At 44.5% G+C, this 25,737-nt stretch carries 33 protein-coding genes and 1 pseudogene; 5 read left to right on the top strand and 29 right to left on the bottom strand.

The window, feature by feature from the left end:
• Positions 1 to 61: 61 nt before the first annotated feature.
• From AACQ84_RS14875 to AACQ84_RS14825, 11 genes are all read right to left on the bottom strand, one after another.
• The gene (locus tag AACQ84_RS14875) at positions 62 to 673 is read right to left on the bottom strand and encodes a hypothetical protein (RefSeq protein ID WP_012308537.1); all 612 of its coding nucleotides are present in this window, start codon (positions 671 to 673) and stop codon (positions 62 to 64) included.
• Between the two features lie 37 nt (positions 674 to 710).
• Complete coding sequence (locus tag AACQ84_RS14870; protein WP_012308536.1) at positions 711 to 1,325, bottom strand: alpha-ketoglutarate-dependent dioxygenase AlkB; 615 nt, start codon at positions 1,323 to 1,325, stop codon at positions 711 to 713.
• Positions 1,326 to 1,356: 31 nt separating this feature from the next.
• Complete coding sequence (locus AACQ84_RS14865; protein ID WP_012308535.1) at positions 1,357 to 2,235, bottom strand: class I SAM-dependent methyltransferase; 879 nt, start codon at positions 2,233 to 2,235, stop codon at positions 1,357 to 1,359.
• Between the two features lie 83 nt (positions 2,236 to 2,318).
• Complete coding sequence (locus AACQ84_RS14860; RefSeq protein ID WP_012308534.1) at positions 2,319 to 4,385, bottom strand: ATP-binding protein; 2,067 nt, start codon at positions 4,383 to 4,385, stop codon at positions 2,319 to 2,321.
• Positions 4,386 to 5,291 (bottom strand): hypothetical protein, encoded by a 906-nt coding sequence (locus AACQ84_RS14855; RefSeq protein ID WP_012308533.1) that lies wholly within the window; start codon positions 5,289 to 5,291, stop codon positions 4,386 to 4,388.
• Complete coding sequence (locus AACQ84_RS14850; RefSeq protein WP_071819522.1) at positions 5,281 to 6,393, bottom strand: reverse transcriptase domain-containing protein; 1,113 nt, start codon at positions 6,391 to 6,393, stop codon at positions 5,281 to 5,283. The genes AACQ84_RS14855 and AACQ84_RS14850 overlap by 11 nt, the downstream gene beginning before the upstream one ends.
• A gap of 494 nt (positions 6,394 to 6,887) precedes the next feature.
• Positions 6,888 to 7,754, bottom strand: coding sequence for a DNA/RNA non-specific endonuclease (locus AACQ84_RS14845; protein WP_049761769.1), 867 nt, complete (start codon positions 7,752 to 7,754; stop codon positions 6,888 to 6,890).
• 77 nt (positions 7,755 to 7,831) lie between these two features.
• Complete coding sequence (locus tag AACQ84_RS14840) at positions 7,832 to 8,119, bottom strand: hypothetical protein (protein ID WP_143589471.1); 288 nt, start codon at positions 8,117 to 8,119, stop codon at positions 7,832 to 7,834.
• Positions 8,120 to 8,204: 85 nt separating this feature from the next.
• On the bottom strand, positions 8,205 to 8,462 hold the full coding sequence (locus AACQ84_RS14835) for a hypothetical protein (RefSeq protein ID WP_143589470.1): 258 nt from the start codon (positions 8,460 to 8,462) through the stop codon (positions 8,205 to 8,207).
• Between the two features lie 477 nt (positions 8,463 to 8,939).
• Positions 8,940 to 9,455 carry a TolC family protein gene (locus AACQ84_RS14830; protein ID WP_041444083.1) on the bottom strand — a complete coding sequence of 172 codons (516 nt, stop codon included), beginning with the start codon at positions 9,453 to 9,455 and terminating at the stop codon, positions 8,940 to 8,942.
• The gene (locus AACQ84_RS14825; protein ID WP_012308528.1) at positions 9,421 to 10,362 is read right to left on the bottom strand and encodes a hypothetical protein; all 942 of its coding nucleotides are present in this window, start codon (positions 10,360 to 10,362) and stop codon (positions 9,421 to 9,423) included. The genes AACQ84_RS14830 and AACQ84_RS14825 overlap by 35 nt, the downstream gene beginning before the upstream one ends.
• 241 nt (positions 10,363 to 10,603) lie before the next feature.
• Between AACQ84_RS14825 and AACQ84_RS14820 the strand changes: the two genes are divergently transcribed.
• The 4 genes from AACQ84_RS14820 to AACQ84_RS14805 all read left to right on the top strand — a co-directional run bounded on the left by AACQ84_RS14820 (position 10,604) and on the right by AACQ84_RS14805 (position 13,690).
• A complete protein-coding gene (locus tag AACQ84_RS14820) occupies positions 10,604 to 10,954 on the top strand; it encodes a type II toxin-antitoxin system RelE/ParE family toxin (RefSeq protein WP_012308527.1) in 351 nt (116 codons plus the stop codon).
• Positions 10,951 to 11,271 (top strand): XRE family transcriptional regulator, encoded by a 321-nt coding sequence (locus tag AACQ84_RS14815; RefSeq protein ID WP_012308526.1) that lies wholly within the window; start codon positions 10,951 to 10,953, stop codon positions 11,269 to 11,271. The genes AACQ84_RS14820 and AACQ84_RS14815 overlap by 4 nt, the downstream gene beginning before the upstream one ends.
• A gap of 82 nt (positions 11,272 to 11,353) precedes the next feature.
• Positions 11,354 to 12,073 carry a hypothetical protein gene (locus tag AACQ84_RS14810; RefSeq protein WP_012308525.1) on the top strand — a complete coding sequence of 240 codons (720 nt, stop codon included), beginning with the start codon at positions 11,354 to 11,356 and terminating at the stop codon, positions 12,071 to 12,073.
• 600 nt (positions 12,074 to 12,673) lie between these two features.
• Positions 12,674 to 13,690 (top strand): tetratricopeptide repeat protein, encoded by a 1,017-nt coding sequence (locus AACQ84_RS14805; RefSeq protein WP_012308524.1) that lies wholly within the window; start codon positions 12,674 to 12,676, stop codon positions 13,688 to 13,690.
• Between the two features lie 23 nt (positions 13,691 to 13,713).
• Here AACQ84_RS14805 and AACQ84_RS14800 read toward each other — a convergent pair.
• From AACQ84_RS14800 to AACQ84_RS14725, 16 genes and pseudogenes are all read right to left on the bottom strand, one after another.
• Positions 13,714 to 14,317, bottom strand: a pseudogene (locus tag AACQ84_RS14800) (IS1 family transposase).
• Between the two features lie 71 nt (positions 14,318 to 14,388).
• Complete coding sequence (locus AACQ84_RS14795) at positions 14,389 to 15,423, bottom strand: metal-dependent hydrolase (protein ID WP_012308522.1); 1,035 nt, start codon at positions 15,421 to 15,423, stop codon at positions 14,389 to 14,391.
• Between the two features lie 75 nt (positions 15,424 to 15,498).
• Entirely contained in the window at positions 15,499 to 16,203 is a 705-nt protein-coding gene (locus AACQ84_RS14790; protein WP_143589468.1) for a hypothetical protein, read from the bottom strand.
• Between the two features lie 95 nt (positions 16,204 to 16,298).
• Positions 16,299 to 17,060 carry a hypothetical protein gene (locus AACQ84_RS14785; protein WP_041444079.1) on the bottom strand — a complete coding sequence of 254 codons (762 nt, stop codon included), beginning with the start codon at positions 17,058 to 17,060 and terminating at the stop codon, positions 16,299 to 16,301.
• 394 nt (positions 17,061 to 17,454) lie between these two features.
• A complete protein-coding gene (locus AACQ84_RS14780; protein WP_012308519.1) occupies positions 17,455 to 17,715 on the bottom strand; it encodes a hypothetical protein in 261 nt (86 codons plus the stop codon).
• 90 nt (positions 17,716 to 17,805) lie between these two features.
• A complete protein-coding gene (locus AACQ84_RS14775) occupies positions 17,806 to 18,198 on the bottom strand; it encodes a hypothetical protein (RefSeq protein WP_143589467.1) in 393 nt (130 codons plus the stop codon).
• A complete protein-coding gene (locus AACQ84_RS14770; protein ID WP_012308518.1) occupies positions 18,104 to 18,916 on the bottom strand; it encodes a DNA cytosine methyltransferase in 813 nt (270 codons plus the stop codon). Before AACQ84_RS14770 ends, AACQ84_RS14775 begins: the two co-directional genes overlap by 95 nt.
• 104 nt (positions 18,917 to 19,020) lie before the next feature.
• Entirely contained in the window at positions 19,021 to 20,064 is a 1,044-nt protein-coding gene (locus AACQ84_RS14765; RefSeq protein WP_012308517.1) for a MarR family transcriptional regulator, read from the bottom strand.
• Positions 20,065 to 20,218: 154 nt separating this feature from the next.
• A complete protein-coding gene (locus tag AACQ84_RS14760) occupies positions 20,219 to 20,476 on the bottom strand; it encodes a hypothetical protein (protein WP_012308516.1) in 258 nt (85 codons plus the stop codon).
• An 85-nt stretch (positions 20,477 to 20,561) separates the two neighbouring features.
• Positions 20,562 to 20,792, bottom strand: a complete 231-nt coding sequence (locus AACQ84_RS14755; RefSeq protein ID WP_012308515.1) for a hypothetical protein — start codon at positions 20,790 to 20,792, stop codon at positions 20,562 to 20,564.
• 61 nt (positions 20,793 to 20,853) lie between these two features.
• Positions 20,854 to 21,282, bottom strand: coding sequence for a DUF1071 domain-containing protein (locus AACQ84_RS14750; RefSeq protein WP_012308514.1), 429 nt, complete (start codon positions 21,280 to 21,282; stop codon positions 20,854 to 20,856).
• A gap of 5 nt (positions 21,283 to 21,287) precedes the next feature.
• A complete protein-coding gene (locus tag AACQ84_RS14745; RefSeq protein ID WP_012308513.1) occupies positions 21,288 to 21,458 on the bottom strand; it encodes a hypothetical protein in 171 nt (56 codons plus the stop codon).
• A 74-nt stretch (positions 21,459 to 21,532) separates the two neighbouring features.
• Positions 21,533 to 21,874 carry a hypothetical protein gene (locus tag AACQ84_RS14740; protein ID WP_012308512.1) on the bottom strand — a complete coding sequence of 114 codons (342 nt, stop codon included), beginning with the start codon at positions 21,872 to 21,874 and terminating at the stop codon, positions 21,533 to 21,535.
• Positions 21,875 to 21,947: 73 nt separating this feature from the next.
• Positions 21,948 to 22,499, bottom strand: a complete 552-nt coding sequence (locus AACQ84_RS14735; RefSeq protein ID WP_012308511.1) for an antirestriction protein ArdA — start codon at positions 22,497 to 22,499, stop codon at positions 21,948 to 21,950.
• A 65-nt stretch (positions 22,500 to 22,564) separates the two neighbouring features.
• A complete protein-coding gene (locus AACQ84_RS14730; protein ID WP_012308510.1) occupies positions 22,565 to 22,762 on the bottom strand; it encodes a hypothetical protein in 198 nt (65 codons plus the stop codon).
• A 14-nt stretch (positions 22,763 to 22,776) separates the two neighbouring features.
• Positions 22,777 to 23,121, bottom strand: coding sequence for a hypothetical protein (locus AACQ84_RS14725; RefSeq protein ID WP_012308509.1), 345 nt, complete (start codon positions 23,119 to 23,121; stop codon positions 22,777 to 22,779).
• A gap of 259 nt (positions 23,122 to 23,380) precedes the next feature.
• Between AACQ84_RS14725 and AACQ84_RS14720 the strand changes: the two genes are divergently transcribed.
• Positions 23,381 to 23,749 (top strand): hypothetical protein, encoded by a 369-nt coding sequence (locus AACQ84_RS14720; protein WP_156785483.1) that lies wholly within the window; start codon positions 23,381 to 23,383, stop codon positions 23,747 to 23,749.
• Positions 23,750 to 24,793: 1,044 nt separating this feature from the next.
• Here the strand turns inward: AACQ84_RS14720 and AACQ84_RS14715 are convergent.
• Positions 24,794 to 25,057 (bottom strand): hypothetical protein, encoded by a 264-nt coding sequence (locus AACQ84_RS14715; protein ID WP_234991463.1) that lies wholly within the window; start codon positions 25,055 to 25,057, stop codon positions 24,794 to 24,796.
• 41 nt (positions 25,058 to 25,098) lie between these two features.
• Positions 25,099 to 25,737, bottom strand: a 639-nt coding sequence (gene parA / locus AACQ84_RS14710) for a ParA family partition ATPase (RefSeq protein WP_012308507.1), incomplete at its 5' end; no start/stop codon positions are given.

Here is a 25,737-nt window from a genome sequence, read left to right as displayed (position 1 = left end):
ACAGTATATTAATGTAGCTAGTTTTTCTTTGAGAAGTTGACTATATTTTTCTAGAGATTTTTTACAAAATATTTGGCAATGTAGCAGTCACGTAAATAGTAGACAAATATTCTTTGTTACTATCTTCCAACTGCTTTAAAATTAGACCAAAAGTACGACCAGGAATCTTAATTATCCTACCATCTACTGTATCAAAATCAGACCAGACTATAAGGTTTGCCATATCGTACCTTGCTGCCATACTACGAATTTTTTCAGGCGTTGTGAGGATGGTTTGATCCTCTGCGACATCGGTGGTATAAGTGACTATAGCTTCATTCTGGATAACCCAATCTAGATACTGTTCAACGATTGGCATTTTACAGCTATCTAATATTTCCCGATCTCGGAGTAGACATTCGAGATGATAGAGTGGGTGTGGACAATGATAAGTTTTTCCTTCCCATTCTGTCTTTAGCCAGTCAATGGCTGAGATGTTATTAGCTTTTTGGTATTCAATAACTTGATATTTTATTTGAGCAGTGAGTGCAAGAATTTTCATAAATCCACTACTCAATACCAGCTCGCCAGCTTCATTTTTAGAAATAAATAGATCGCTTTGGCTATTTTTCTTGAACAGAGAAACTTCCCGTGAGAGCATTACATTTTGGGGTATTGTCTTATCTTTATTCATGATTTATTTTGCCTATAATCCTTGACAAGCTCATTCTCTAAACAATCACTTTCCTAAAGGTGATGGATATGCGGCGATCGCGCATAATTTTCTGATTTTCCCACTGGTCACTCTTACGAGGTGGAATGCCATGTTTCCAAAGATACCGGGATTCTCCTTGTAATATGACTAAACTTCTAGGTTTGAGTAATTTTGATTGCCGCTCACCGTTAACGGTACAGTCAAAGTTCATCACGCAGGGTGAGTTCAGACTCAGAGAGACAATCGTATCAGTAAAACAGGGTTTACAGTCAATATGGGACGTGATCCCTTGACCTGGAAGGTATTCATTAATAATCGCCTGATCTGGAATCTCAGAAATTAAGTTTAAAGAAACCATTTGCTCAATGATGGGAAATAACCAATCAGGTAGAATGCCCAGGTACATCGAATAGTCAATTTTCTTAGTTCTATAATCATATTTATACCCATAGTGCTGGACGCGACGCTTTAAATCCATCAACCATCTCTGCCGGTCGATTAGGTTTAAAAGTTCTTGTTCTGTCTGTTTATCAATAAATTCTTCGATATATTGTAATCCTGGTATTTGAGGCTTGTTGATTGTGACCGATGCAAACAACTCTAATTGCTGATTATTAAGGTTAGAATTCATATTGTTATCCCCCATTTTAAATTTGTTAGATTTAGTAATTTCTTAGGATTTCGTAGTATAGATTTATCGCTCGTTTTGGCACATCTACTTTATTTGTTTTGAAAAATTGATATTCGTAGTAAGGTACCAAAATCTGGTTTGTGGTACTTTCCAGATTAAAAGCTAACTCTTCTTTGAAGAGAATCCATTTTTTATTTAAGTAATCTCCTGGGGGATTTTGAAAGAAAAAAACAATCTTTCTTTCTCCGAAATATTTCAGTAGTCCATTAATGGTATGGGCTAACTGCTTGTGGTCTAAGGTCTCACTCGCAAATAGGTAGGAAAAGTTGAGGATGATGGTGGATTTTGGGCCGTCCTTTTCCAGGTGATTGATCATTTCAATGAGCTCTTCTGCATGATGGCACTTTTGCTGGAACTGAAAATTAGAGGCAGTGGTAAAGAGTTCTCGGCGATCGCTAAAGACTGCTGCCATTTCCAGCATGGCGGCTGAGTGGTCGATGCCGATGTAGTTGATGGTGGCTTTTTTCTGATGGAGCTCCTGGATATGAGTAGCTAAGGCCAGACCAGAGGTCATGGGGCCACAACCGAAGTCAATCATTGTTACCCCGTCGGTATGTAAAGGGTAGTCAACGGTTGATTTTGCCATGCTGAATAGCTTAAACAGGTAGCGGCTACTGGCTAGGTGCATCTGCATATAGTGGCGACAATATAGGATGACCGTCTGTAATGGACTCAGCCCTGCTTCTCCAGCCATAAAGTCTGCTTTACCCTGACGTAGGATGTGATAGCGCTGGGCGGAATCATCTTTACGCATCACTGTTTTTCGCCATACCTCACAGGTGCTTTGCTGCTCATATTGCTTCGCAATGGTTGCGTCGATTACTGCCTTCATCGCTTGATTCAGTTTCATCTTTCGGTCTCCCTGTGACTGACTCTTTGCAGTGTAGGGGTGAAAAAATGACCTGTCAGGCAGTTTAATGCGAATGACGAATTTTACGATTTTACCGTGTAGATTTTGGCGATCCCTTCTCCATGGCTTTTAACGGTATTCACTAAGTCTGGGGGGTTCACAACTTTTACTTGCTTGCCGAAGCCCACAATCCAGCGCAGGAGGTTGATGTCATCTAAGGCCCATTTAGGCAAGGTGACCTGAAACCGATGGGGATATGTTTTATCAGATGACCGTGGCAAAGTATATGGTGCTTTGTTCCGGTTAGCTGTAGAGCCGCTAATCCGAGCCGACATTTTCATCTGACTTTTCGGGAAACGTTGATTTCCTTCGCTGATAAAGCGGAAAATTTTCTCTGTGCATAGCAGTTCAACAGTAATTTCTACCTCTTTTTTGACGCCTTGCTCTTGACTTAGGTACTTCTTCTGATCAGCTACCCGATTGCCGATGAAGATACTGCCGCTACTCTTGATCAGCTTGGTTAGTTTTTTCAGGGCTAAGTCCCGTTCTTTCGTAGGACGTTGTTGGGGGAGTTCTCGCAAAAGTTGAAGGCGATCAATCCGCTCAAAGGACAGTAGACCAATTTCGTCTCCCGTTAGGATTTCAAATCCCAGATACCAAGCAATGTCGTAAAACACGATTTGAATTGGGTAGGCACTAAAGATACCTTTGGAGTTTGGGGTATTTGCAAAGCGTCCTCCATGGGGAATTCGACTAAGTTCTAAAGCTCTGCCTGTACTGATCGCTCGCTCTACGTCTTGAATCCTCGCCGGTAGGGCAGTGGCGGATAGTTGACTTAAGTCCACGATGTTTCGGTTATGGATGGCTCGCACCGGATAGGGACTTTGGGGCGACTGTCCCAGATTACTGAGACGTTCCTGAAACCGTTGGTAAAGCTCTAAGGCAAGGGGATCTTCTAGACTTTGTACTTGGGCCTGGAGTAATTGAAAAACCTCAAGCAGGTCATTCTCTGACAGAATACCTGTACCAATACAGTAGCCTTTTTTCATCGGTCGGTTGGGTAAAATACCATAAGGTTTAAGCACCTTTTCAATATCTTTACGGATATTACTAGAAGAATCAAAGTTCACAATGTTTTGGCTCTCCATTGCTTCTACTAGGGTCTGTAGACTGCCGAGACTAGGATCATAAAAAAAGGGATTATGTAGGATGAAACGTATGGTACTGATTAACCGAGTGAATGGTTCACGATCCGAGTAGCGATGTGTTGCCTCTTCATCTGTTAATTCAATGGTTTGAAGCTGCAAAGAACCACTGACTACACCGGTTCCCATTAGTTGGTTCGCAGTGAGCCAGTCTAAATCCTGTTGTAAAGCTTCACTATCTGCATAGATTGGATGCTGGGTTTGACTGAGAACAGCAGCAATCTCCTCAATAGGTTGAGTATATGTCTCTGGGATACCGCTGATGTTTTTCAGGGTTTCTGGGTCGGTTTGCTGTAGGTTCCCTAGGCCAGGATATTGGATGAGCAGGCTGATTAAGTACATCAGACGCTCAAAGTCTAGGAGACGAGAATATTGATGGTATTCAATTTTTCGGTGTTGAGTCCGATTGCGGCGATTAGTCTGAGTTTTGCTGAGTTTAGCCAATTTTTCATCAAGCACAGAAAGATCAAGCGAACCATCTCTATAGGGCACGTCATAGACGGCGGTAAATCCCTCAGCGGCAATGGGTGGGAATTGTTTGAGGGCTTGGTAATATTCTTCAATCACTTCCTCTGGGACTTGCCGAGAGCGTTTTTTATTCCAAGTTTTACAAACATCCAAGGGAGTCTTGAGGTGCCAACCAATAATATCTATTTCTTGCTCTATGACTTTTCTAAGTTTACAGATAAATGACATACGCCAAGCTCGTTTGGCATTGGTTGCGTCGTAGATAATATTTTTTCCTTGTGCTATGTTGTCTTGAATTTCTTTAAAAATCTTCCTCTCAATTACTGACCATTTACCTTGTATTTTTTCATTACCAAATAAGTCAAATCTCAAACAATCAGTAGATACTATATAAGAGTTTTGATTTATTTTTTTATAATATTTAGAAATAAACGACTTACCCGATGCCGGAGAACCAATCAAAAAAAGAACAATCATTTATTGCCTAGAAAGAAAATATTTTACAATTTCCTTCAGAAACCATAGTACATCATTACTGAGAAGTGCATAAAAATCTCGTTTTTGTACCATTTTATGAAATCTCTCTCTATTTCTTTCATTTCTAGTGAATCTTCTAGAGCCTTGTTTTCTTAATATCTGTAAACCATCAATCCTAGTGTGACTTCTATGGTTTCTACCAGACATGATTTCCTTAAATCTTTCATATCTTAATTTTATATCAGGCTTACAAGAATAAAAATCCCTAAACCTTGATTCAAGCAACATTTCAAAAGCTATATTTATATTAGTTTCAAATAATTCTTCGGCTACTTCATACAAAAGAAAATAAGTATTGTTATAAGGTATTCTTTTTTCTTTATTTGTTGCACCTTTTTTAATTTCAACAAAGATATCTGACGTTAGATGACGATTGCCTTTTATTTTTTTAAATGCTCTAATAAAACTCTGTTCTTTAATGGATAATCCATAGTCGAGAGTAACTAACATTAGACTTTCTAGCATAACCCTAAATTCAGTCAGAACTTCTTTCTTATTATCATCTTGATAGGCTCTAATAAGATCGGATTGAACAGTCAACAATTCTTCATATGCCTTTGGATATAATATATTAATCTTGGCATCTTCCATTATTCGAGTAAAAACAAATAATTCGTTTGAGGGATGCCTAGGTCTCCTTAAAGTATTTTCAGCTGTTGTTTTTTGCGTTATTATTCCATTAGGTATATCATTTTCATGTTTGCCATTTAGTAAATGTAGTTCTTGCTCTAAATTTTTACTATAGTCAAAATTAGATTTTTTCCAAAAAGAAATAGAATCACTAAAAAATAGAATAATTATTTTTTTTATTTTTTCTACTTCTTCGATAAGGTTTTTATCTTCCATTATAATTTTTTAGATAATTGAATTTAGAAATATATTTTCTATATATAGAATCTTGTTTCCCTCTTATCATACCCAAATACTCAATTTTTCCTTTAATTACTTGGACAAAGTCATCTTCTGAGCTTTTATTATTGAACTTTAGTGGAAGTCTATTATAATCTTTATAAAAAAAATAATATTCTTGTGACGCCTGCTGTAAGCCAAATTTTTCCCAAGCATAAAGCATTGCCCTAATTTGACGAACATAAGTACGCTTTACATTAGGAAACTGATTAACTGTAAGACCAGTTACCTCTTGATGACTACCTTTAGTTTGCAGTCGAGTTTTCTGATTATTAATCTTGAAACCGTTTTCAGCGATAATTTGTAAAAGATGATCACCTAAAACAAATTGAGTACCCTCTTCTGTCTTAACGGGATAAGCGAGATCTTCAGGAAACTCACGTAAAGTTGTTGAAAAAGTAATATCATCAGCATAACGCGTATAAGTAGCTCGACATTCTTTCGCCAAACGCTGGAGCTGAGTATCCATTTTGGCGCAAATCATATTACTCACAATCGGCGACGTAGGAGCACCTTGCGGTAGCTGATTATCATAGCAACAAATTTGAGCTAATACCGTCGCCACACCTGCTGGCAATTGATAAGGTGGAGCCATAAAAAGACCACGTACTCGACCAAAATTAATTGATGGAAAAAAGTCCTCCAAATCAAGATTTAAAACAAATCTTTTACCAACATGAGCTTGCGCATTAGTTAAAATATTTTTATTTAAAGTAAAGCCATGCACAGCAGGCTTAGGTTGATAAACAGCATTTAATACTTGATTTAGTTTCCATTGAATAAATTTCAACGAAGTAACAGGTGTTGTAATGGTACGAATACCACCTGATTTTTTATATACTTCAAATTTTTTATAGCGTTCATCTACATTAGAAGAATATATATGATAAATCAATTTATCATATTCAACATCTAACAAAACAGCTACGTTCTGGGGAGTCTGCAAACTTCTAAAACTTTTAACAAGAGTTTTGTTATTTTTTGCAAACTCTCCTTTCGACTTGTAGAATAAATTTTTATTTTTAACTTGATTCGGCATTTACCTAAAAAGATAAAAAAAACTAACAACTTGCAACCCTATACTTACTTTGACGCATATGCATTTACGAGTGTCTAATCGTAGCATTATTGAATAGTAAAGTTACAATTGTCTACACTTGTTTTAAGTAGACCGGGTGATACACCGTCGCAGGATCAACAACGGAAATCTATATGATAGTTGCAAGTTATTTAGTTTTAAAAAATGTCGTATTGAGAACGACATGAGTTAATTATTTTAAGCTTACCCTAAAAACAATCTTAGTCAAACACTTTAATGCGAACGACCAATTGATATAAGGTCAATCTTATTAATGAGCACCTCGAAAAATAGAAATTTTCCTGGCATCGTCAACGCATCCTCGTTGTTTCAGCTCCTAAAAATCCTCAAAAAAGAATTAATCAAGGTTCTCCCATAACATCTACCTGATGTAGGAGAGACTCATATTCAGTGACAATATGGATAGTCATGCCTCAAAGGCAGCATATATACCATCATTTTTGTAAGCCAAAATTCAAACCAGTCCACCGCTCAATCTCCTGAACAGTCGTTTTGCCTTGACGGAAATCAGTACTACTCGGGGTTTCTTGGGGAAGCAGATAAGCTTCAGTAGTATTTCCATATTGAATAATGCGCCAAAAGTAGTCAGGAATATCGTTAGGCTCGTCGGCATTGATGAGGCTGAGGGGCTGATTATCATAGGCAGTGCCAACAATCACATAAACCTCACCGTATTCCTGTACTAAATCCCGTTCATAGTCTTCTAATTCTTTCCAAGTGCCTCGGTTCAAGGCAGCTTTCTGGGGAGTGATGTTGCTGAGATAGTTCACCTGCTGCCAGTTCTTACCTCGGAATGATGCCAAGGGTGCTAGGTGGCCTCGGTCGTAGTTACCCCATTTGTAGGCTCCGCGAAAGTCTTCGGGTTCGAGGGTTTCATCACGGTGAATTTTGGGATCTGCTTCCCATTCCCGGTCTTGGTCAGAACTGCCAGTGATGGTGGCTCGGTCTAAGCGGAAGGCAACCCAATCAGCAAACTTGCTGCGGTCGTTTGAACTGAGGCAGTAGATATCTCGCACCACTAGGTCATTAGTGGCTGGCGTTCCGGTGGGTAAACCATTGGGAAGATGCACAGGACAAGGATTATTCTGGGCAATCGCCGCTTGCGGGGCAGTTGCACCTTGGGAGTCTGTCGGTTGGGATTGAGTTGGAGCAGAGTTTTGCGCCTCGTTGGGTTCCGTGGGGGGTTCGTAATTTTGTGCGCCAAAAAAGACTAGGCCGATGCCAATCAATAAAGGGATAGCTCGGATGGGATGCTTGATGATTGATTTGGCTAAGGCGATCGCCCACTTGATGTCTCTCATGGATGCTGCAATATTGACTCTCTCCATTATCTAGGGAGACTGTCAAAAAAAAGGGGGCGAAGCCCCCAGCAGAACAACTAGCGAGAAACAGGAACCGAAACAACCCAGACCGGGCCAGAGACAGAGCAGACCCCGGGACGCACCCAGACCGGAACACCCACCAAGCGGGAAGCCCGGAACCCGAACCGAGCCGCAGCACCAGGGGAAGCGAACTCAGCCCAGACCACCGAGCCAGAGAAAGCCCGGAACGAGCCGCGCACCGACCAACCAACACAGCCGCAGGACAGGGCAAGGCCAGAAACACGGCGGAACGGAACCAGAACACGGGAACCAGAACGGCCAACGGAAAAAGAACGACGAATCACGACAAAAACCTCAGCAACGAAAGGACAAAAAACAAAAGGGGGCGAACCCCCAGAACGACGACTCGACTGAGCTCGCCGAAGTCAACTAGACCAGAACCCCAGCACGACGGAGCCGACCGACCCGGGCCGACAACGCCCCACCAGAAAGCGGACGACCAGAGCGAGAGAGCAGCAGGCAACAAGACGAGGGAACGACAGCCGCCCGCACCGCCAGAGAACAAGCAGGGCCGGAAACAACCACGGGCACCGAACGAGAAACACCAGAAGCCGAGCCAGCCGAACCAGAACGACCAAAGACAACGAGAAACAAGACAGAAACGAGAAACCAACAGAACAAAAACACGGGCAAAACCCCCAAAAAACAACAACGCGGCCACACCGCACGGGTTTCTTCCCCCGCTCAGTAGCCTTTGGCAATTCAGTAACGACCAGCGGAAAGCCCGGAGTGCGCGAGAAAAATGCACCCTGGCCGCGCGGAAAATAACCTCGCCAATACACCAGCAACCGTGCCTCTGGAAGTCGCGCATGGGGCCAGACCGAAATCAATATCAGCGCCGCAGCTCGGTATAGGCTTTGTAGCGGGTATTTAGCGGGGAAAATAAAAAACCTGTGTGGCCTCAATAACCTGTGGCGAGGCAGTGAACTTTTCGGGAGTATGCAAGTTCGCCAGTATAAAGCCCCCTTGGGGGCACGTGCCCTTCGCGGCGTAGAGCGATGTGTTTATAAACCGCGCATGGCGCACGATATTTCAAGAACTAGGGGAAAAATGAAAAATCCTTGGGCTGTTGGATACCCAAGGAAGTCTGTCAGTGTTTTTGTTCTACTGTTCATCTTCGCAAATATCGTTAATCTTTGCGGTTAGGTTCTCTTTTTTTGCGGTTAGTTGGGCCAAACGATTCTGGAAATTGAGATATTCGGCAGGGCTACCCTGGCCACGCTGGAAGTAGATTTCAAAAAGTTGAAGGCGTTTTTGCTCGGCGGTGAGTTCGGTTTCAAGTTGGGCCAGTTGATCAAGGTCGGCTTGGATTTGGTCGGCGATCGCCTGTCTTCTCATTTCAGTTCTGATATCAGCTTCTACTAAATTGAGGCGACTGGCATCGGCTTGGGCTTCGGTGGTGCGGATTTGGATTTCGGCGCGTTGGCGATCGCCACCCCCAAAGAGATTTTGAATGATACCGATGGGATTGGGGTTTAACCAAGTCGTCCAGCGGCGATCGCGTTGGTAGTCAACAGAAGCTTCAAGATTTTCAAGGCGAGATGCTTCCACATTTTTAGCCTGGACAATAACTTGTAGGTCGGGGTCATTCTCGATCTGGCATTGGGTCAGGGTCGCCAAGTCGTAGGGTGATTTCGGCGTTAATTGTGCCTTCGCTCTGCTCCAGCCACCTGATACGGCGCACAGTGCCAGGGTAAGGACTGCGGACGGTAGAAATTTGAGTGAGGCGATTTTCCACATCGGCCATTTTGGTGTTGAGGTCACTGAGTTGGTAGGCGCGGATGCGCTGTTGGTTCTCGAACTCCTGAAGTTGTTGCTGGTAGGCGAGGGCATTGGCGTTAGACCGTTCGATACGTTCGGCGATTGCCAGGGAAGAGAGATATTCCTGGTGCTGCCGCTGGGCCTGGGCATCCTTGAGGTTGGCGATCGCCTTGTTGAGTTCTAATTCGGCGGTTTGTTGGTCAATTTTAAGGGTTTCGAGCTTGGCTTTCTCGTGGGTGACAAGCAAAGGCTCATTGAGCTGGGCAATTTCTTCAATGAGGGATTTTTGGTCGGCGATCGCCAATTTGGCTAATTCTAATTTGGTAGTGGCTTGGGCGATATTAGCTTTGTGGGTTTCGTAGCTGACCGGGGGCAATTCCGGAGTCATTGGAACAGCACGGGGGGCCAAGGGTGGTGTGACTTTAAGGGTTTCGAGACGGGCGATCGCCAACTGTAATCTTTGCTTTTCCACCAGAAGGCGATCTCGATCCTGGGGGCGATCGGCAATGACCTGGTTAATTTCTACGGTGTCCCCTTCCTTTACCTTGAGGTCATCGAGTTCAGTCAGTTTGACATTGAAAGTATAGCGGCTAGGACTGTTGGCGATTTCTTCAGTTACCTCCAGCTCGTCATCCTGTTGCTGTTGGGCAATGGAACCGAGGGGGAGGAGAAAGGCACCGAAACTCATAAAAATCACCATCACCGAAAACAGGTAGCGGATGGGTTCACTGGGCTTTAGTTTTTGTGCGGCAAAATTTAGCATCATTTTCTGGTGTAAGACAAAAAATCACAAAACAGCAACCTAATCCTCTCTTATGCCAATTTACGGTGAAATTCAAGGGAAATTCACGATTCTCTAAGGGCGCGTTGGTTTGGTGTAAAACAAAAATACCCCCTCTGCCTATCGACATCTCCCCAGAGGGGAGAAACCCCCTCCGGCTTTCAGCCACCTCTCGCAAGAGAAGATAATTGGTTGCAACTGTACCAAAAAAGATACAATAGTCGATATGAGTGCAAAACGTTTATCTGCCCGGTTCTATCAAACAGAAAGCGGTAATGAGCCTGTGCGGGACTGGCTACAGCAGCTTGAGCAATCGGAAAGAAAAATCATCGGTGCTGATATCAAAACAGTTGAATATGGCTGGCCAATTGGAATGCCGACTTGTCGCCCTATGGGGAAAGGACTCTATGAGGTGCGCTCTAGTCTTCCTGGGGGCAAGATTGCTAGGGTTCTGTTTTGCATCTTTGAAGGGCAAATGGTGTTACTGCATGGCTTCATTAAAAAAACGCAGAAGGCCCCACAGCAGGAGCTTAATTTAGCACTCAAACGAAAGAGTAACCTGGAGGCAACAAAATGACAGACAATCAGCGTATCGGTTCTTCCTTGGATGGCCTGTTAGAAGAAGATGGCATTCTGGCCGAAGTTAATGCTTTAGCCCTCAAGCGGGTATTGGCTTGGCAACTAAGTCAGGAAATGGAAAGACAAGGCTTAAGTCGTTCTCAGATGGCAGCTTCGATGAAGACAAGCCGTTCTTCTTTACAAAGATTGCTTGATCCTGAAAATACCTCGGTGACGCTGAAGACTATGGAAAAGGCAGCGGCGATCGTTGGGAAACGTTTGCGGATTGAGTTAGATGATATTCAGGAGTCTGCAAATGGTCTATCTGCTTCCTAATCGCCATTCTGTAAGGAAAGTCTGCGGTAAGATTCTGGTAGAGTTGACTAAACTAAGATGTAAAAACTTTAGGAGATAAGTTATGGGAGAAGCAAAACGGCGTAAGAAGTTAGATCCTAATTACGGAAAACCTAAACCAGTCAGTAATATCTGGCAAGAAGAGAATTATACCTGTTACGGCGACAGGGCGGAGTACTTTAAAAATCTTGACTTCTATCTGAATCAAGGAGGTGCTTTTGAGCAAGAACTTCCAAAGCATCACAAATACAAATCAGTTCAAGAAAGCACACTCTGGCAATTTATTGAAAATGCTGTTGATAATGAAGAAGAGTCTGCTAGCTATATTCTCAATAAAGTCAAGTCAATATCTGATTTAACTAAAATTTCCAGTGACTTATTGAGTCTAGTTGACAAATCTATCATGTCGAAAAGAAATGGAGACCTGAATCAAGCATTTAAGTACTATGATCAAGTATTTGGCATGAACCAGACTTGGTTCATGCTATGGTACGGACTTGCAAAACTTTTGTGTTTATTCAGGGAATATCGCATGGCTTTTTCATGCATAAAAATTTGCGCATTTCTATATCCAAAGATGCACAATGGAAAACAGTATCATTCCGATCCTAATTTGTCATATCATTATGGTCAAATGCAGTCTCTAGCTGCTGGTGAAGAAAACGAATCATATTTGAAGACTTTAGGGAGACCTCTCAATACCGCTAGGTTTAGAAATTCAAGCGGCAAAGTAATTAAGAGTTCTCCAGTGTTTAAAATGCAAGTTGCAAAACCAGATCAGTAAATCTTGTAGAGTACACCAATGAAATGTAATGCACTCTTTTGTTGATTCCTTATATCCAAGCAAAAGTATATATAGTCTGATCACTGAACGGCGGTGTAGTTTTGAAGTTTCACTTGAGCTTAGGCGTTAAATTCATCTGGTAGTCCTATCAGAAAGATTGGATTTTTCATCTATCACTATAATGTATCCTTATCTCTTTAGAACTACCCAGAATTGTTTTTAATTGCTTAATCTAATGCATGAGGGTAGATGCTTTGTTGTCTGTCGTTAGCTTTTCATCTAATCCCCTTTTTCCCTCTGCACAACCCTTTCAGTTTTTTTGTGCTATACCTAGAGTTATCATATATTGTCAACTTTTATAAAGAGACGGCTTCTAATACTCTAATATAGACTTTACAATTAATCATTGTATGTCAAGCTAGATGCTGTTGCTATTTGAATCAGATATAGTTCAGTTAATACATAAAAACTTAATTAATTCTTACTCATCGCCGTTGAATCGTCTACATTAAGTGTTTTTAATATGCTTTCTTGTAGGAAAAGTAATAGAAAAATCTCAGAAAGCCTGTCGTCAAAATATCAAATAAGAGGTTAACTTCAATGAAACGTAAAGCAAAGAATAAGAAAAAACAAAAAAACTCCAAGAATGCTTTAAGCTACATTAAAAGCATTGAAAAGCAAAAAAAATCATTTACTATTGCAGATCATATTGAGAAACATATATGTGATATTGGCATTGCATCCTTAGGAAAAGATGGCAAAATTAGAGCAAGTAGAGCATTACTAGAAGGTTATATACCGGGGTGGCACTATGACTCCACAGAACAGATTGCTTATAGAATAGAGGATGGATCAACCCTAAGGTTTGAATTAGTTTTTGATAAGCTAGTTTTTCAAAAAGAAGTTCCTGAAAAATACCTTACCATTCAAAATTTACAGCGCCAAACTAAGCTTTATTTAGAAGAAAAAAATATGCCTATGTTTGAACAAGCATGGGCAAAACTCAAGAAAATTCAGCCCAGTAATCGAGAAGCTGATATTTGTTCTGATCAAGGTTGCTACCAGTATAGTCTAGAAAATTTTAATGCAGCAATGGAAAAATTTAATGTTGCAAATTTTCTCAATCCTTATCATGCGCTTGCCTACCATAATCGAGGCGTTTTTTATTCTAAAATAGAAAAAAACTATGAAAAAGCTCTTGAAAACTTCAACATCTCTATCGATATAAATCCCGGAGATTCTGATACATATATTGAGAGAGGAATGACATTTTTCAATTATGGAAAAATAAGCCATGCAATCCATGATTTTGAGAAGGCAATAATACTCAATCCTAGTTCAAACAATGCATATCTTAATCTGGGAGCTGCCCTTTCTATGACAGGAGATTATCAGAATGCCATTCAAAATTTAAATAAGGCGATTGAATTAAAAAGTAACGATGCAGATGCTTATTTTAACCGTGCTTATGCCTATCTTCATCTTAAATATTATCAACAAGCTTTAAATGACTATAATAAATCTGCTAATCTCTATAAGCAACAAGACAAAATTTCTGATTTTCAAGATTCATTAAATCGTATTAGTGAGATTAAAAAAATACAAAAATTTGAATGAAAGGAAAAAGAAAATAGGTAGTTCTAAAGAGATAAGGATGTATTGTAGTGATGGATAAAAAAACAAATCGCTCCGGCGTGATCTTCTTGCTTTTTAGAAAAGGATAATTTCTTCCGCACCAATCCTGAAATTCATTGACGCATCGTGCAATTGAAACGCTCAATATAATTGGTTTTTCCCGTCTCTTTTTCTACCACTTGGTGAAACTTACTGGGAAAGGCACAGGCATATGCTGCCCAAAAATCCCGTAATCTTTTTACTCCTTTCTCTGAGCAGTCACCAATATATACACCGTCTCGCGGGTACTCAGATCTATCGCTAACCAAACCTATTGCTTATTGCCCTTATTTTCCTACAAATGACCACATCTCATCACACTGAATCGTCAATTTGCCTTTTTTTGATGTGCTCTGAACTTCTTGAGGCCTGGATTTATATTCCCAGTTGACGTACCTTAGAGCCAGGACTCTGAAACATCAGAGACACAGGCAATGCGAGCTAGAGGGATGTTCTCTAGGAGAAGCTATCGATGAGGTTTTTAGTTTCTTGGGAGATGAGCTTTTGCTGAGAACGCTCAACAAACTGGCGACCATGGGCACGGTATTTATGATTTTGCTTGCCTTGCAACTAGGATAATATAGCCTTTCTCTTCATTTGAGCTTTTATCCTTGCTCTTTTAAGATTACCACTCATCTTTTTCAGGACAGAAAAGTGGGAGCAGGGCTAAACACCTTAAAATCAAGCTGGCCGATCGCCCATTGGTCTTGGAGAATTGAAATCGCCTGATTCAAGTCAGCATAGGTGAGGTTAACCCTGGTGCCGTAGACCTGAACCTCTGGGGGTAAAGAACTGGGCAGTTCGTCAGGAAAATCAATGGTGACGCTACCAGAAACCAGGATAAGACTGTTGGAATAACGCTGGGCGATCGCCCCTAACCCTTCCCCTAGCGGCTCATCATTAAAACCCTGGATAAAGGTTTCAGTGGTCTGTTTATTACGAATATCAAGGCGAACGAGGGTGGGAATAATATCGCCATTCTCAGCTACCTTATAAACGCCCTGGCCATCGGTGACGAGATAGCCATTGTCCTCGGCCACGATGAAAAATGTTTGATTGACTGGTCTACGGTCAGTGGCCCAAACCCCTTCCACATGAAGCCAAGTCGCATACTGGGCAGCGTTGGCATTGTAGGCTTTGATGCTGTGATCCCGCAGATTTAAGGTGCGGCTGGCAACATCGCGGAATCCACCATTATTCAATAGATTCAGGTTCAGGAAAAGAATCAAAACAGCGATTCCTAAGACCCAATACTCAGCTTTGCCTCCGGTCTTCATGCGCCGCTTGGGGTTCATGCCGCAGACGCACCAGGCTTGCAAGGGATAGAACAGTTGGACACCCTGCTTGGTAAAGGTGTCGGAGAAGATGGCGAGAAAGTGACCCAAAGGCAAGGCGATCGCCCAGGGGGTGGGGATACCGAGGAAATACCAAAGTGCTCCGGCGATCGCACTGAGGACGGCATTAAACAAGAGGCAGTGGGTGACGGTACGGTGGGGGTAACGGTCTTCGAGCCAGTGGGAGACAGGAAAAAAAACCTGACCCACCAGGCTATGGGAGCTGTCGAGGTCAGGAATTTGTGAGCCAATAATCGCCAAGCCTAGCACCACTGGGTCAGCGGTTTGCAACAGTAAGGTGGTGCCACAAACGCCAATAATGGCATGGGTAACACTCATCATGGTTCATTCCTCCCGTTTAGTGTAAGACAAAAAATACCCCCTCTGCCTATCGGCATCTCCCCAGAGGGGAGAAGTTTATTGACCATATTTGCGCCTCGCCCCTCGGATTTTGCCAATCTGCCGGAGCATAACGCCCAACACCAGGGCAATCCCGCCGATGACATAGAGACCGCGATCGCCTGTCCCTAGACCAATAAACCGGACGATGGAAAAAGCCATCAAAGCAGAGATGATGATTGGGCTAATGTCGAGATAGAGACTATGCTCCGGCTCTGGATTTAAGCCCAGCTTCTCATTCCTAACTGCTTTACGGGCTAACAAGGGATTCCGGCCAGCAACGGTTAATAGTTTGGCGATCTGGTGATCAGTGAGGGATAAGTCATTTTTTTCAGCTTCCTCCAGAATGACGCCTCGAATTGCCTCGATGGAGGGCCGCTCTAATTCCACTTCCAGCATTTGAAGGTAGATGTCGCGCTTAATCACCGCGACGGCGATCGCCACAACGATCACCTTACCCATGCGCATGAGGGTTTCTAGCCAATAGCGAATAGAAGCAGGCAACCGTTTCGCTTCTGGGATAATCAGCAAACTGCCCTTCTCAATTTCCTGGGCTAACTTCTCCTTGATTTCATCCGCCGTCAACTGGCGATCGCCTATTACCTCTCCCTCTTTGTTGTACTTGGGTTCAATGGTGTCCACCCGAAATTGCTTGGCCAACTCCATAAGGAAAGTTTTCGTGCTGCCCTGGTAGGCGACAATCGCCCAGGGTTCAATGTCCACCGCAGCGGTGATCGCCTCCGGTAGACCCTCGAATAAACCCGCTTCCCCCAGAACAAGACAATGGTGGCCTTCCTGAATGATGGAGATGATTTGACTTAGGTTTTCTGGGTTGACCCGCTGCGATATTTGGTAAGGATCTGGCTGGCGATCGCGGCGGGATTGGCTAAAGGGTCACGGATCGCCCTCCGGGTCTGTTCAATCTTGCGGCGTAAATCTTCCGGTAGATCGTCCTCTGTCATCTGCTCAACCAGGTGAGCCATGACCAATTCCGGCTGAAGAATTTGCTTGGCTTTCTTCGCCTGGGCAATGCGAATGAGAGCATCAAAGTCAGTCTCGTCAGAAAGATCCAAGTCCTCTACAGAAGGCTCAGAAAGTAGGTCATCTACTTCATATAAAACAGGGCTCAGTGGACTATCTGAGGTATCTTCCACTGGACTCATTGGACTGCTATTAGAATCATTGACTGGACTGTTAGTAAGCTCATCAATAGACTCTATTGGACTTTCATCAGACTCAGCCAAAGATTCCGTTGGACTCTCCAGGTGATTACCCTCATCATTGCCCAAACTTTCCAGTTGAGATTCTGCTGGATTTATGGCAGTGGAATTATGACTTTCCACCGGCATTGAGTCAGAAGTGTCCACTTTAGATTCCAACGGCTTCTTAGTCGTTTCCGACGAAGATTCCAGTGGAGAATTCAAGGATTCTTTATAGGCCAATAAAATGTCCAGTTCCGCTTGGGTGATGGTAATTCGCCCATCTCGCTTAATCGGTTGGACACCAGTGGCTTTGAGGTACTGGTAGTAGCGAGACTTTCCAATACCCAGTTTCCGTTGGACTTCTTGCCGGTCGTACATGAAAAAATTTTTATTTTCTATAGATCCATAATATGGCCGCATTTCCCGGTGGACTTTCCACTGGAAATTCCAGCTCTACTTAAGGATAACCGGAAACACAGTGGACATATAATTCCACTCTCCCCAGGGATAATGGCAGTGGACAGGGATAGAAACCTAATAGCGACTGGAAAAATCATAAGCAGTAGAATTTAGCATTTCCACTCATCTCGATATAGGTGGAAAGTTAGTTGAGAATCTTGGCGATCGCCTCATTGATATTTTATGGCGCACAAAAAAGAACACTGATTTCAAGGGACAGAAAAACATGGCCTGAAATTTTGCGCCAAGGGCGTTCCCTCCGGGGACAGCGAAGCTGCGCGCCTGCACGGCATTTTATGCAGTACAAAAATCCTTATTCAAAATACTCTTCGGTGATTTTGACCCCTGGCTGGTTCCCTTGCTCAAGTAGTTTTCCGGCCTCTGGAATTGACCGGGAGATAGCTGCAATAAGCTTTTCCACAAGACCTCGAACGACAAGGCCATTTTCACCACGAATCCAGTGTTGTGCTGTCTGGAGGTAGGCAACGAGCACGAATACCTCAAAGGCATCTAGGGAAAGGGTGATTTTGGAGTCGTGGTTGATTAAGGATTGGAGAATGTCGTTGTTGTTCATCTGTCTAAACTAATTATTTTTTGTCTTACACCAAATCCAGAACCGGACGGACTTTGGCAATTGAGGCCGGAATTTTTGTCTTACACCAGATTATTCAAGCCTGCCTGTCTCAATAAAGTTCAAGATACGAACCACATTTTGATTCGCTTGGATCAATTGATGTACCGCTGTGACTTGGGGAAACTTGATGCGTTTTGACCTCGTTAACCATCGTTGCCGCTTCTCCTGCCACTCTCTCCATTGATAAAACCAGCGGTAGTGATGGGGATAATCGAGGGCAATATCTTTGGGTACCCGTTCCCCTTGGATGATGGGATAGGTTTTACCTCGGCGGGCTTCAGTGAACGGGACTAGACAACCAGAGGCTTTCCCACTACTGCCCCGTGGTCTACCGCGCCTTTTGTTGGTGGTGCCAGTCAACGAAGTGGAGAGCGATCGCCGCTTGGGCTGGGGTGACAGTTTTTCCGGCAAGTCTACGGACATCGTTACGTCCTTTGAGGCCACTGGGGACGAGGTAGGCAGTTGGGTGAAGCGTTGTCCAGTGATTGAGCTGAAGAGATGCCATGGAAAACCCATGTACATCGCCATCGCCTCTGGGCTGAATTGATAGCCAGGGGGAGTAATGCCTAATTGCTTCAGCCTTTGTTCTAACTTCGTCTGACCAGCATTGCGGGTCGTGCCCTGTCCTGTGGTCAAGGTAGGCAATAATAAACGTTCTTTCCCGTCGGTGGGATGCGCCGAGTTCACTAGCGGCGATTGTAAAACCCGTTGTTTGATAGCCTGCCATTCGGCATCCCCCAAGGGTTGCTCGTAAACCTCTAGTGGCAATGCCCACAGGTTGCTCCCAGACGAAATATTGGGGTTGGACTTGGCAGAGGATACGCAGTCCTTCGCGCCATAGTGCTGATTCGGGGTGATGGAGTCCGGTTTTGCTGCCTGCCTGGGACGTTCCAGTGCAGGGGAAGCCGCAGGTGATGAGGTCGAATTCTTTTTGTTGGGGGTAGTAGGTGCGGATATCTTTGTGAATGGTGACTTTGGGGAAGAATTCCGAGTAAACGGCGCTCCCTCCGGGGACAGCGAAGCTGCGCGCCTGTTCATCGATATCGCAGTAGGTGGTGGTTTCGATGGTTTTGGGGAAATATTTGGCGACGGCGTGGGAAAATCCCCCAATGCCGCCGAAGAGTTCGCAGTGCCTGAGCATTGCTGTAAATCCTCCAGATAATCGAGTAATGGCGTCCCGGGTTCGGGGGGAATTGTCCCAATCCATTCCCAAAAATCAAATTTTTTACTCATGGCCTTAAGAAACTAGAAAGGCAGGTCAATTTCCCCATCGGGTGCTGATGGCTCAGGCTTAGACTTGGGCTTCCGGCTATTTTCGAGAGATTGCGCTTGTTTCTGCTTGAGAATTTTCTTGATGTCCTGAAAACCTTGGGCGATCGCCCCTGATTCACGGCTTTGATACCAAGAAAGCGCCCGGTGGATTTCCTGCACAGAGTTATCTTTCCAAAGGACATACCAACCATGGTGTGACACTGAATAGTACACTTTTACTATCTCGCCCCGGGCTAATAAATCCTTGACGATATCGTCTTGTTCTTGAGTTAGATTTGGTTTTTGTTGTGCTTCAGCCTGTGGCTCTACTGCCTTTTTAGCAGTGGTCTTGTAGAACTGGTTTTTCAGCCAATCGAAGTTAGCAGCAATCCACTTGTCGATCATTTGAACAGGTCGGGGTAGTGCAGATGCTCTTTTTTCACAAAATTTGAGAAATTTCTCTCTCTCTTTTTCTGGAAGAGTCTGAATAAGGTCTATATAGTCTGAATAAGTCTTAGGAGGTTCAGAAGTATTGCTATCATTGGGTTTTAGCGATTGATTGTTGTGTGGAGACTTTGCTTGTCGTCCTGAAACTTCATTTGTCGTCTGTACGCGACAGTTGTCGTCCTGAGACTTCGTTTGTCGCGTGGGAATTTGCGTAAAATTTTTTGGGTCTTCTGGGGGATCTGTTTTTAGATTGGGGGTTGGGGTGATGGCCTCTTGCACTGATTGAACGGCTTCGGCGATCGCCTCTTTGGTTTTGAGGGCGATCGTCCTGACGGTTTTGAAGCCATGTTCTAACCAGCCTTGTTTTCTGAGGACGTTGAGGGCGCTGTTAATTGTGGCGCGGTGTCGGCCTAATGCTTCGGCAATTTCAGCAACGTTGATTTCAAGGCCATCGCCAAAGGGATCACGAACGCGGAGATAAAAAAGTAAATCGCGTTCGGCGGGCTTGAGTTGGAGAGCTGCTAGATACTCAGCTTCAGTGAGTTTATAGAATTTTTCAGACGTGGGGGATGCACAAGAAATATTGTTCATGTTAGTATCTATTTAGTATCTAGTATCTAGTATCTATATAAGTTTTATTGCCCTTGTCTCGATGCCGCAAAACATTCAAAGACAGGGGTCTTTTAATATTTATACTCAAGGCTAGTGTAAGTTCGCAACTACTAGCGACGAATATTTCAATTGATTACTTCGTTTCAAGCTTGGCGACTTTTGCTTGGATCGCCGCAAAGAGCTCTGGCTGATTGCGGATGACTTCAATAAGGATGCTCCTGAGTAAGGGAGTATTTTTGCTGCCATCTTCTTTCAGTAGTTTTTCAGCAATGTCCACAGGCAATCTGACGCCAAAAACAGAAGGGTGCATTTCTTCATTTTTTTTGAGGTCGCCATATTTTGCACGGGCTACTTCCTGAAATTTTTTAGGGAGAGTGTTTAGTTGTGACATGGCCTTTCCTCTAGTTAACAAGTCTATTCTACTGTTTGGCAGACTGAGTGACCTACTCAAAAAGGGCTAAATGCTGCTACGGGGATCATGCACCACAAACGTCTTGGTGTTCTGCTAATGCGATTTCAAGCATTGCTTCGAGAATGCCTTCCTTGAATGCTTGTTTGATTGGGGGTGGGACGTTACGAATTTGGGGAGTTGCTTGGTGGTCAAGGATAAACCGCTTAAATGCTGTGGGGTCATCGTCTGGGCTGAGTTCAGTGAGGGCGGTGTGGGTGAACTCATAACCAAGGGCTTTAGCTGTGCTTGTATCCATATCATTTGTATCAAGGGGAAATGGGGCAGTTTGATGACTTACCCCAGGTCGAATTTTATCGTTATTGATAGAGGTATAGTCCTAAGCCAAACTTGGCGCAGGCTCGCCGGAAAGCCATAGATTCAGCGTTACTGGATGGATCACCATAGGGATGTTCGACAATTTCTCCGGTGCGCTTCACTAATTTGAGGGTTTCGGTGCCAGTGGCTTCGCGGTAGACTCGTCCCTCGGCAACGGTCAGGGTTAACCGTCCTGTGAGGAAAAGGCGATCGCCTGTGGTTTCCATCTTCACAATCTCCCAAGTCCAGGCAGGGCAGTATTTATCAAGGATTTTGACGGCATTGTGCCAGGGTAAATAAGTGATAGAGCGGTCTTTTGTACCTAGGAGGGCATCGGGGATAGGTCGGGATAAAGTTTCAATGGTTTGCTGTAATGTCCATTCGCCGGGAGTACGTGGGCGCTGGGTTTGGGGGATCGTAGTGGTAGCCATAATATTTAGTCTTCCAATAGGATTTCTTCTGCTTGTTCAAAGAGTTTGTAGAGTCGGGTGGTGCCAGGTTTACCAAGGGCTTGTTCTACATTCCAGGTGCGGGAATAGTGCTGCTCGATGTAGTTGCGGAGTTTGATAAGTTCCTGGGCTAAGGCTTTAGCGTTGGGTTTGTTCATGGTTCGTTTGTGGGTCTGACTGACTCCTTCTCACCTGCTAGGGCAGGCTAAGGATTAATAGGAGCGCATGGGTGTTACTCATAAGCCATCAGATAGGCTTCATCACAGGCGCGGTTCGGTTCATCTTCGGCATGGAGTTCGTTCAGGTGTGCTTGGGTTTGTTCCCGTGGGAGTGCGCCATACTCCATCCAGTCCCAAATGATTGTGAATAGATTCCCGTTGGCGACTTCTTGGGTGATCGCCACAGCTTCACAGGCTGGGAAGTAATCTGTCTGGCGTTTTCCGTTGGGGGCTGTAAAAATCACTTTTACAATGTCGCTGTCGATAGTTGCTTCAATATCTAGGGTCAGGGGATACAGATGCTTGTTGGCGGTTTCAAGGGTTGTCAATAAATTAAGCCAGTCTTGATATTTCATCGTTGTGATTCCTGAGAAGTGAATATGACCCCTCCCAACCCTCCCCAAGGAGGGCTAGGCTTTGGGGTAATGGTTATAGGTAGGCGAAAACGTAAACCTGACCTTTGGATGTCGGTTCTGCAAAGTAGTCAGTAATAAACCAATCACGGGCGATCGCCTTAAAGTCGATGTAGCAGGTCATCATGCCTGCCTTTTCCCAAGCATCTAGGGTGCCAAGGTCTTCAAGCTGGGAATAAACAAAGTCTTCTTTGTCTTCGTAAATACCCTGGTAAGCATCCTCGAAAGCTTCAACCGTTGAGGCAACGTCACCATACTGATTGTCGCTATAAAAAGCAGCAAAGGCAGGGCCATGGTTGGCGATCGCCTCTCCTAAAGCGGCCACAGTCTCGAAATCTTCCCATTCGCTGATCTGGATGTCGCCAAATCCTTCATAGTCGTGGATCGCCCATTCCTCGCAAATGTCGCCAAGTTGCCAAGCCGGGGAAGTCTTGAGCATGGCCCGTACTTTTGCTTGGATGTTGTCAGCGTCTTGGTCAGCATCGATCCAAGCCCCATGTAAAAAGCCGTTGTTGTAGGCCGCAAGGCAAGCCACATAGATCCGAGGGGTATCGGTTAGAGTCAACATAATTTTTAAATTCCTAAAATTCTTGAAAAATTGAAGCGGTGGGGGACAGTGCCCCCAACAGGTGACTAAAAGGGCAGATCCTCTAGAGGAATATGCGCTGTATTTTTGGGGTGCTGTTTGAATAGGGCGATTACCGCTTTGCGGTGGTCAACAATGGCCGGGCGATCGCCACGTCGGATAATCACAACAGGCTCGGCAAAATCAGCGGGGTGGGGGGCTGTGGTCAAGTGGCCGCCCTGAGGATCATGGACGAAATAAAGCATCACTAATCCCTCCCCTAGTAAGGCAACCAGTCAGAAGGAAACAGGTCACAGCAGGGATATTTAATCTCTAAACTGTGCGCTTCAAAATAGCTGCAACCATAGGCAAGGTCACGCCATTCATTCTCGATGTCTGCGTTGGTGAGGGGCTGGGTAAATTCCATATCAGACTCAGCGCAAATCTCACCATAGCCAGGAGTAACAGCCGTAAAGCTGAAACGGTAACGGGTATTCCAGCAAACCCGAACCCCTGCCGGAAGTTCTTCGTCTCTAGTCTCGAATTGGTAGCGGCCAATCGTAGTGTTATAAGCCGTCCGGTCAGCCATCTCGGATAGCTGCCGTAAAATATCTAAAGCAGTCATAACTAGCTAACTCCTAGTTGTGGTTGTTAGGGCTTGGGGGGAAGGTGGAAGCTCCCTCCTTGCCTGCTCCTATTATAGCCGCAAACTACCTTGTTAACAAGCAAAAACACTCGAATAACCCATAAGAAAAACTGATGTACAAAGCAGTCAATACACCTAGTTAACAAGGTAAAATATAGAGGTAGCTAGTAAAGAGAGAGAACAAGCTATGCTCGCATTCAGCGGCCCAAGACAATTAACTGCACAAGAAACCAAACAAGTGCTAAGCTTACTCCCCGCAAACCCTCCAGCGGTCGGGGTGGGAGATGCCAAAGGACTAGACGCCCTAGTAGCAGAACACTACGCAGGAAAAACAGACCTCACCATCTACCATGTAGAAGGCCGGGAAAGATGGCAGTTCGCCGCCCGCAGTCAACGCATGGTAAACGATGCAACCGAGCTGATCGCCTTCCCTAACAAACCCTGCCCGGAAACCTGCACCCCGGCTAAACCCTTCAGCGGGCACGGTAGCGGCACATGGGGAACTATCGCCTATGCAATCAAAAAAGGGCTAAAGGTGACAATCTACCCCCTTGACGGTAGCCAAGTGTCGAGCTGGGCAGAACAAAGACAGCTAACTCTGATCTAAACCCGCAGGGGCGAAAGCCCCACGAGCGACAGGGGGCTACGGCACAAGTCAACAGCCCCCAAGTAAAAAAAGCCCGAACACCCCTACCCCCTCCAACCCACCCCTCTCTCTCTACTAGCGACGTGCCGCCCAAGAAACAAAAAAAGCACGCCACAAACGCCGGGATAGGGACGTAGCTTGCTTAGGCCCCAACGTATAAAAACTGCCCGACAGCCAATGATCGCCGACGTAGGAGGCCAACGTAGGAAGACACGGGCTAACGGACTCCGGCGGACTGGTGTTGCTAAAATGCCTTTTCGCGGCAAAGGAAGCGTAATTACGCCGCGATCAGCGGCATCCTTATTTCTAGCCTGTCGCTCCGCCTATACCGACCAGTAACCTTGGTGGGTTTAACAAGTAGCTGTTTTGTTGGCGGCAAGTAACCTTTGGGAACAGGACTATCTGGGTCACTTGGATTTGGTGTGGTGGGCAGTGGGCAAAAGGTAGGCAATAACCTCCATGGGGACGGGTAAAGCGGCTGAAAGCGGCTTTTTCAAATGAAAGACAACCGTCATCGGCGCGATCGCGCGGACGACACGATATTTTCCGTCCCCCCGAACTTAAGCCAGAGGACTATGGCCATGGTTTTTGTGCGCCATAAAATACCTGAGCGGCGATCGCAGTTTTCCTATCTTTTAGAGAGTCTCAACATTGACCCGATGTCAGCCATAGATTCAGACAATTAAAAAGGTGCGGGATTAGACTGGGAAAGCCTAAGCAAGTGATTACGTGCTTACTTAATTACTTGATTTTTCTTAAAGACTAGAAAGCAGCTATTATTAGCCGATCTTCTTTGATGGCGCAGTTGGATTTTTCCAACAAAGGTACATAATACGGCATAGAAATTTAAGCACAACCTTTAAAAGAGCTTTACTTGAGCGGTATTAGTGCCTCCTGGATATGAGGATATTCTAAGCTGCAGGTTCCTAAGACCAGTGACATAAACTGTATGTTCTCCTCAAGAAAACGACTCTACTTACTCACGTAATCACTTATTCACTTGGTTCAGTAATCACGTGCTTTCATCCACTCTTCAGCGGCTTCCCGTAAGATCTCATTCATGCTGCGATCGCCGTCAAAGGCTGCGTATTTCAAACGTTTGTACTGAGCATTATCCATATCAAAGCTGATTCGATGGGGATATTTTTTACCCTGCTGTTTATCTTCGGGGGCTTCGGGCTGAGACGGTGGGAGAGTAACTGCTTCATTAGTAGTAAGTTCTGGGTCTGTGCCTCCTTTGTTAATCCATTCGTCAGCGGCTTGAGGCATTGGGTTAGATTTTGGATTTCGAGCAATACGGCTTTTCTTCGCTACCATTTTTTAACCTCCATTAATTTCAAAATGTCCTTGGCAAATTTCAAAACTTCTTTTGAGGCAGAACTTGTCGCCGACATTTCCATGACGGTATGGCCAGATGAGGACTCACTAAACGCTACCCGTTGGGCGATCGCCTGCGGTAGTGTGGGAAGGTCATATTCAGATAAAGCCTCTTCCACATCACGACCAATAACAGTATTGGGAATGCGACGGTTAATGATGAATGCGGCTTTGATATCTGGTTTAAATCCTTGGGCTTCATCGATGAGGGTGACGGTTTCTGATGCTGCCCAAACATCGTAGGAACTGGGCTGGACTGGAATCAACACCAAATCAGCGGCAAGGATCGCTGTTCGAGCTAGGGCACTAACCCGTGGGGGCGTATCAATCACCACATGGTCATAGTCTTTGGCGATGTCAGGCAAATCTCGGTGCAAAGTATTTCGTGCCATCCCAATTACAGTAAAGGGCGGCTTTTCTTCTCGTGCGGCTGACCAGCCTTGAGCACTTCCTTGGGGATCGGCATCGACTAACAAAACTCGTCGCTTTGATAGGGCGATCGCATGGGCGAGATGGATTGCCAAGGTTGATTTCCCGCTCCCGCCTTTAAGGGAACTGAGGGTAATGATCAT

The sequence above is a fragment of the Picosynechococcus sp. PCC 7002 genome (assembly GCF_963860125.1).
Taxonomy (GTDB): Bacteria; Cyanobacteriota; Cyanobacteriia; order Cyanobacteriales; family MRBY01; genus MRBY01.
Note: the sequence above shows the minus strand (reverse complement) of the source record. Positions and strands in the feature narration are given on the sequence as shown.

Excerpts from the sequence above, each read along its gene's own strand:
- AACQ84_RS14875 (WP_012308537.1), bottom strand. The coding sequence starts at position 673 with ATGAATAAAGATAAGACAATACCCCAAAATGTAATGCTCTCACGGGAA.
- AACQ84_RS14870 (WP_012308536.1), bottom strand. The coding sequence starts at position 1,325 with ATGAATTCTAACCTTAATAATCAGCAATTAGAGTTGTTTGCATCGGTC.
- AACQ84_RS14865 (WP_012308535.1), bottom strand. The coding sequence starts at position 2,235 with ATGAAACTGAATCAAGCGATGAAGGCAGTAATCGACGCAACCATTGCG.
- AACQ84_RS14860 (WP_012308534.1), bottom strand. The coding sequence starts at position 4,385 with ATGATTGTTCTTTTTTTGATTGGTTCTCCGGCATCGGGTAAGTCGTTT.
- AACQ84_RS14855 (WP_012308533.1), bottom strand. The coding sequence starts at position 5,291 with ATGGAAGATAAAAACCTTATCGAAGAAGTAGAAAAAATAAAAAAAATA.
- AACQ84_RS14850 (WP_071819522.1), bottom strand. The coding sequence starts at position 6,393 with ATGCCGAATCAAGTTAAAAATAAAAATTTATTCTACAAGTCGAAAGGA.
- AACQ84_RS14845 (WP_049761769.1), bottom strand. The coding sequence starts at position 7,754 with ATGAGAGACATCAAGTGGGCGATCGCCTTAGCCAAATCAATCATCAAG.
- AACQ84_RS14825 (WP_012308528.1), bottom strand. The coding sequence starts at position 10,362 with ATGATGCTAAATTTTGCCGCACAAAAACTAAAGCCCAGTGAACCCATC.
- AACQ84_RS14820 (WP_012308527.1), top strand. The coding sequence starts at position 10,604 with ATGAGTGCAAAACGTTTATCTGCCCGGTTCTATCAAACAGAAAGCGGT.
- AACQ84_RS14815 (WP_012308526.1), top strand. The coding sequence starts at position 10,951 with ATGACAGACAATCAGCGTATCGGTTCTTCCTTGGATGGCCTGTTAGAA.
- AACQ84_RS14810 (WP_012308525.1), top strand. The coding sequence starts at position 11,354 with ATGGGAGAAGCAAAACGGCGTAAGAAGTTAGATCCTAATTACGGAAAA.
- AACQ84_RS14805 (WP_012308524.1), top strand. The coding sequence starts at position 12,674 with ATGAAACGTAAAGCAAAGAATAAGAAAAAACAAAAAAACTCCAAGAAT.
- AACQ84_RS14795 (WP_012308522.1), bottom strand. The coding sequence starts at position 15,423 with ATGATGAGTGTTACCCATGCCATTATTGGCGTTTGTGGCACCACCTTA.
- AACQ84_RS14785 (WP_041444079.1), bottom strand. The coding sequence starts at position 17,060 with ATGTACGACCGGCAAGAAGTCCAACGGAAACTGGGTATTGGAAAGTCT.
- AACQ84_RS14780 (WP_012308519.1), bottom strand. The coding sequence starts at position 17,715 with ATGAACAACAACGACATTCTCCAATCCTTAATCAACCACGACTCCAAA.
- AACQ84_RS14775 (WP_143589467.1), bottom strand. The coding sequence starts at position 18,198 with ATGTCCGTAGACTTGCCGGAAAAACTGTCACCCCAGCCCAAGCGGCGA.
- AACQ84_RS14770 (WP_012308518.1), bottom strand. The coding sequence starts at position 18,916 with ATGCTCAGGCACTGCGAACTCTTCGGCGGCATTGGGGGATTTTCCCAC.
- AACQ84_RS14765 (WP_012308517.1), bottom strand. The coding sequence starts at position 20,064 with ATGAACAATATTTCTTGTGCATCCCCCACGTCTGAAAAATTCTATAAA.
- AACQ84_RS14760 (WP_012308516.1), bottom strand. The coding sequence starts at position 20,476 with ATGTCACAACTAAACACTCTCCCTAAAAAATTTCAGGAAGTAGCCCGT.
- AACQ84_RS14755 (WP_012308515.1), bottom strand. The coding sequence starts at position 20,792 with ATGGATACAAGCACAGCTAAAGCCCTTGGTTATGAGTTCACCCACACC.
- AACQ84_RS14750 (WP_012308514.1), bottom strand. The coding sequence starts at position 21,282 with ATGGCTACCACTACGATCCCCCAAACCCAGCGCCCACGTACTCCCGGC.
- AACQ84_RS14745 (WP_012308513.1), bottom strand. The coding sequence starts at position 21,458 with ATGAACAAACCCAACGCTAAAGCCTTAGCCCAGGAACTTATCAAACTC.
- AACQ84_RS14740 (WP_012308512.1), bottom strand. The coding sequence starts at position 21,874 with ATGAAATATCAAGACTGGCTTAATTTATTGACAACCCTTGAAACCGCC.
- AACQ84_RS14735 (WP_012308511.1), bottom strand. The coding sequence starts at position 22,499 with ATGTTGACTCTAACCGATACCCCTCGGATCTATGTGGCTTGCCTTGCG.
- AACQ84_RS14730 (WP_012308510.1), bottom strand. The coding sequence starts at position 22,762 with ATGCTTTATTTCGTCCATGATCCTCAGGGCGGCCACTTGACCACAGCC.
- AACQ84_RS14725 (WP_012308509.1), bottom strand. The coding sequence starts at position 23,121 with ATGACTGCTTTAGATATTTTACGGCAGCTATCCGAGATGGCTGACCGG.
- AACQ84_RS14715 (WP_234991463.1), bottom strand. The coding sequence starts at position 25,057 with ATGCCTCAAGCCGCTGACGAATGGATTAACAAAGGAGGCACAGACCCA.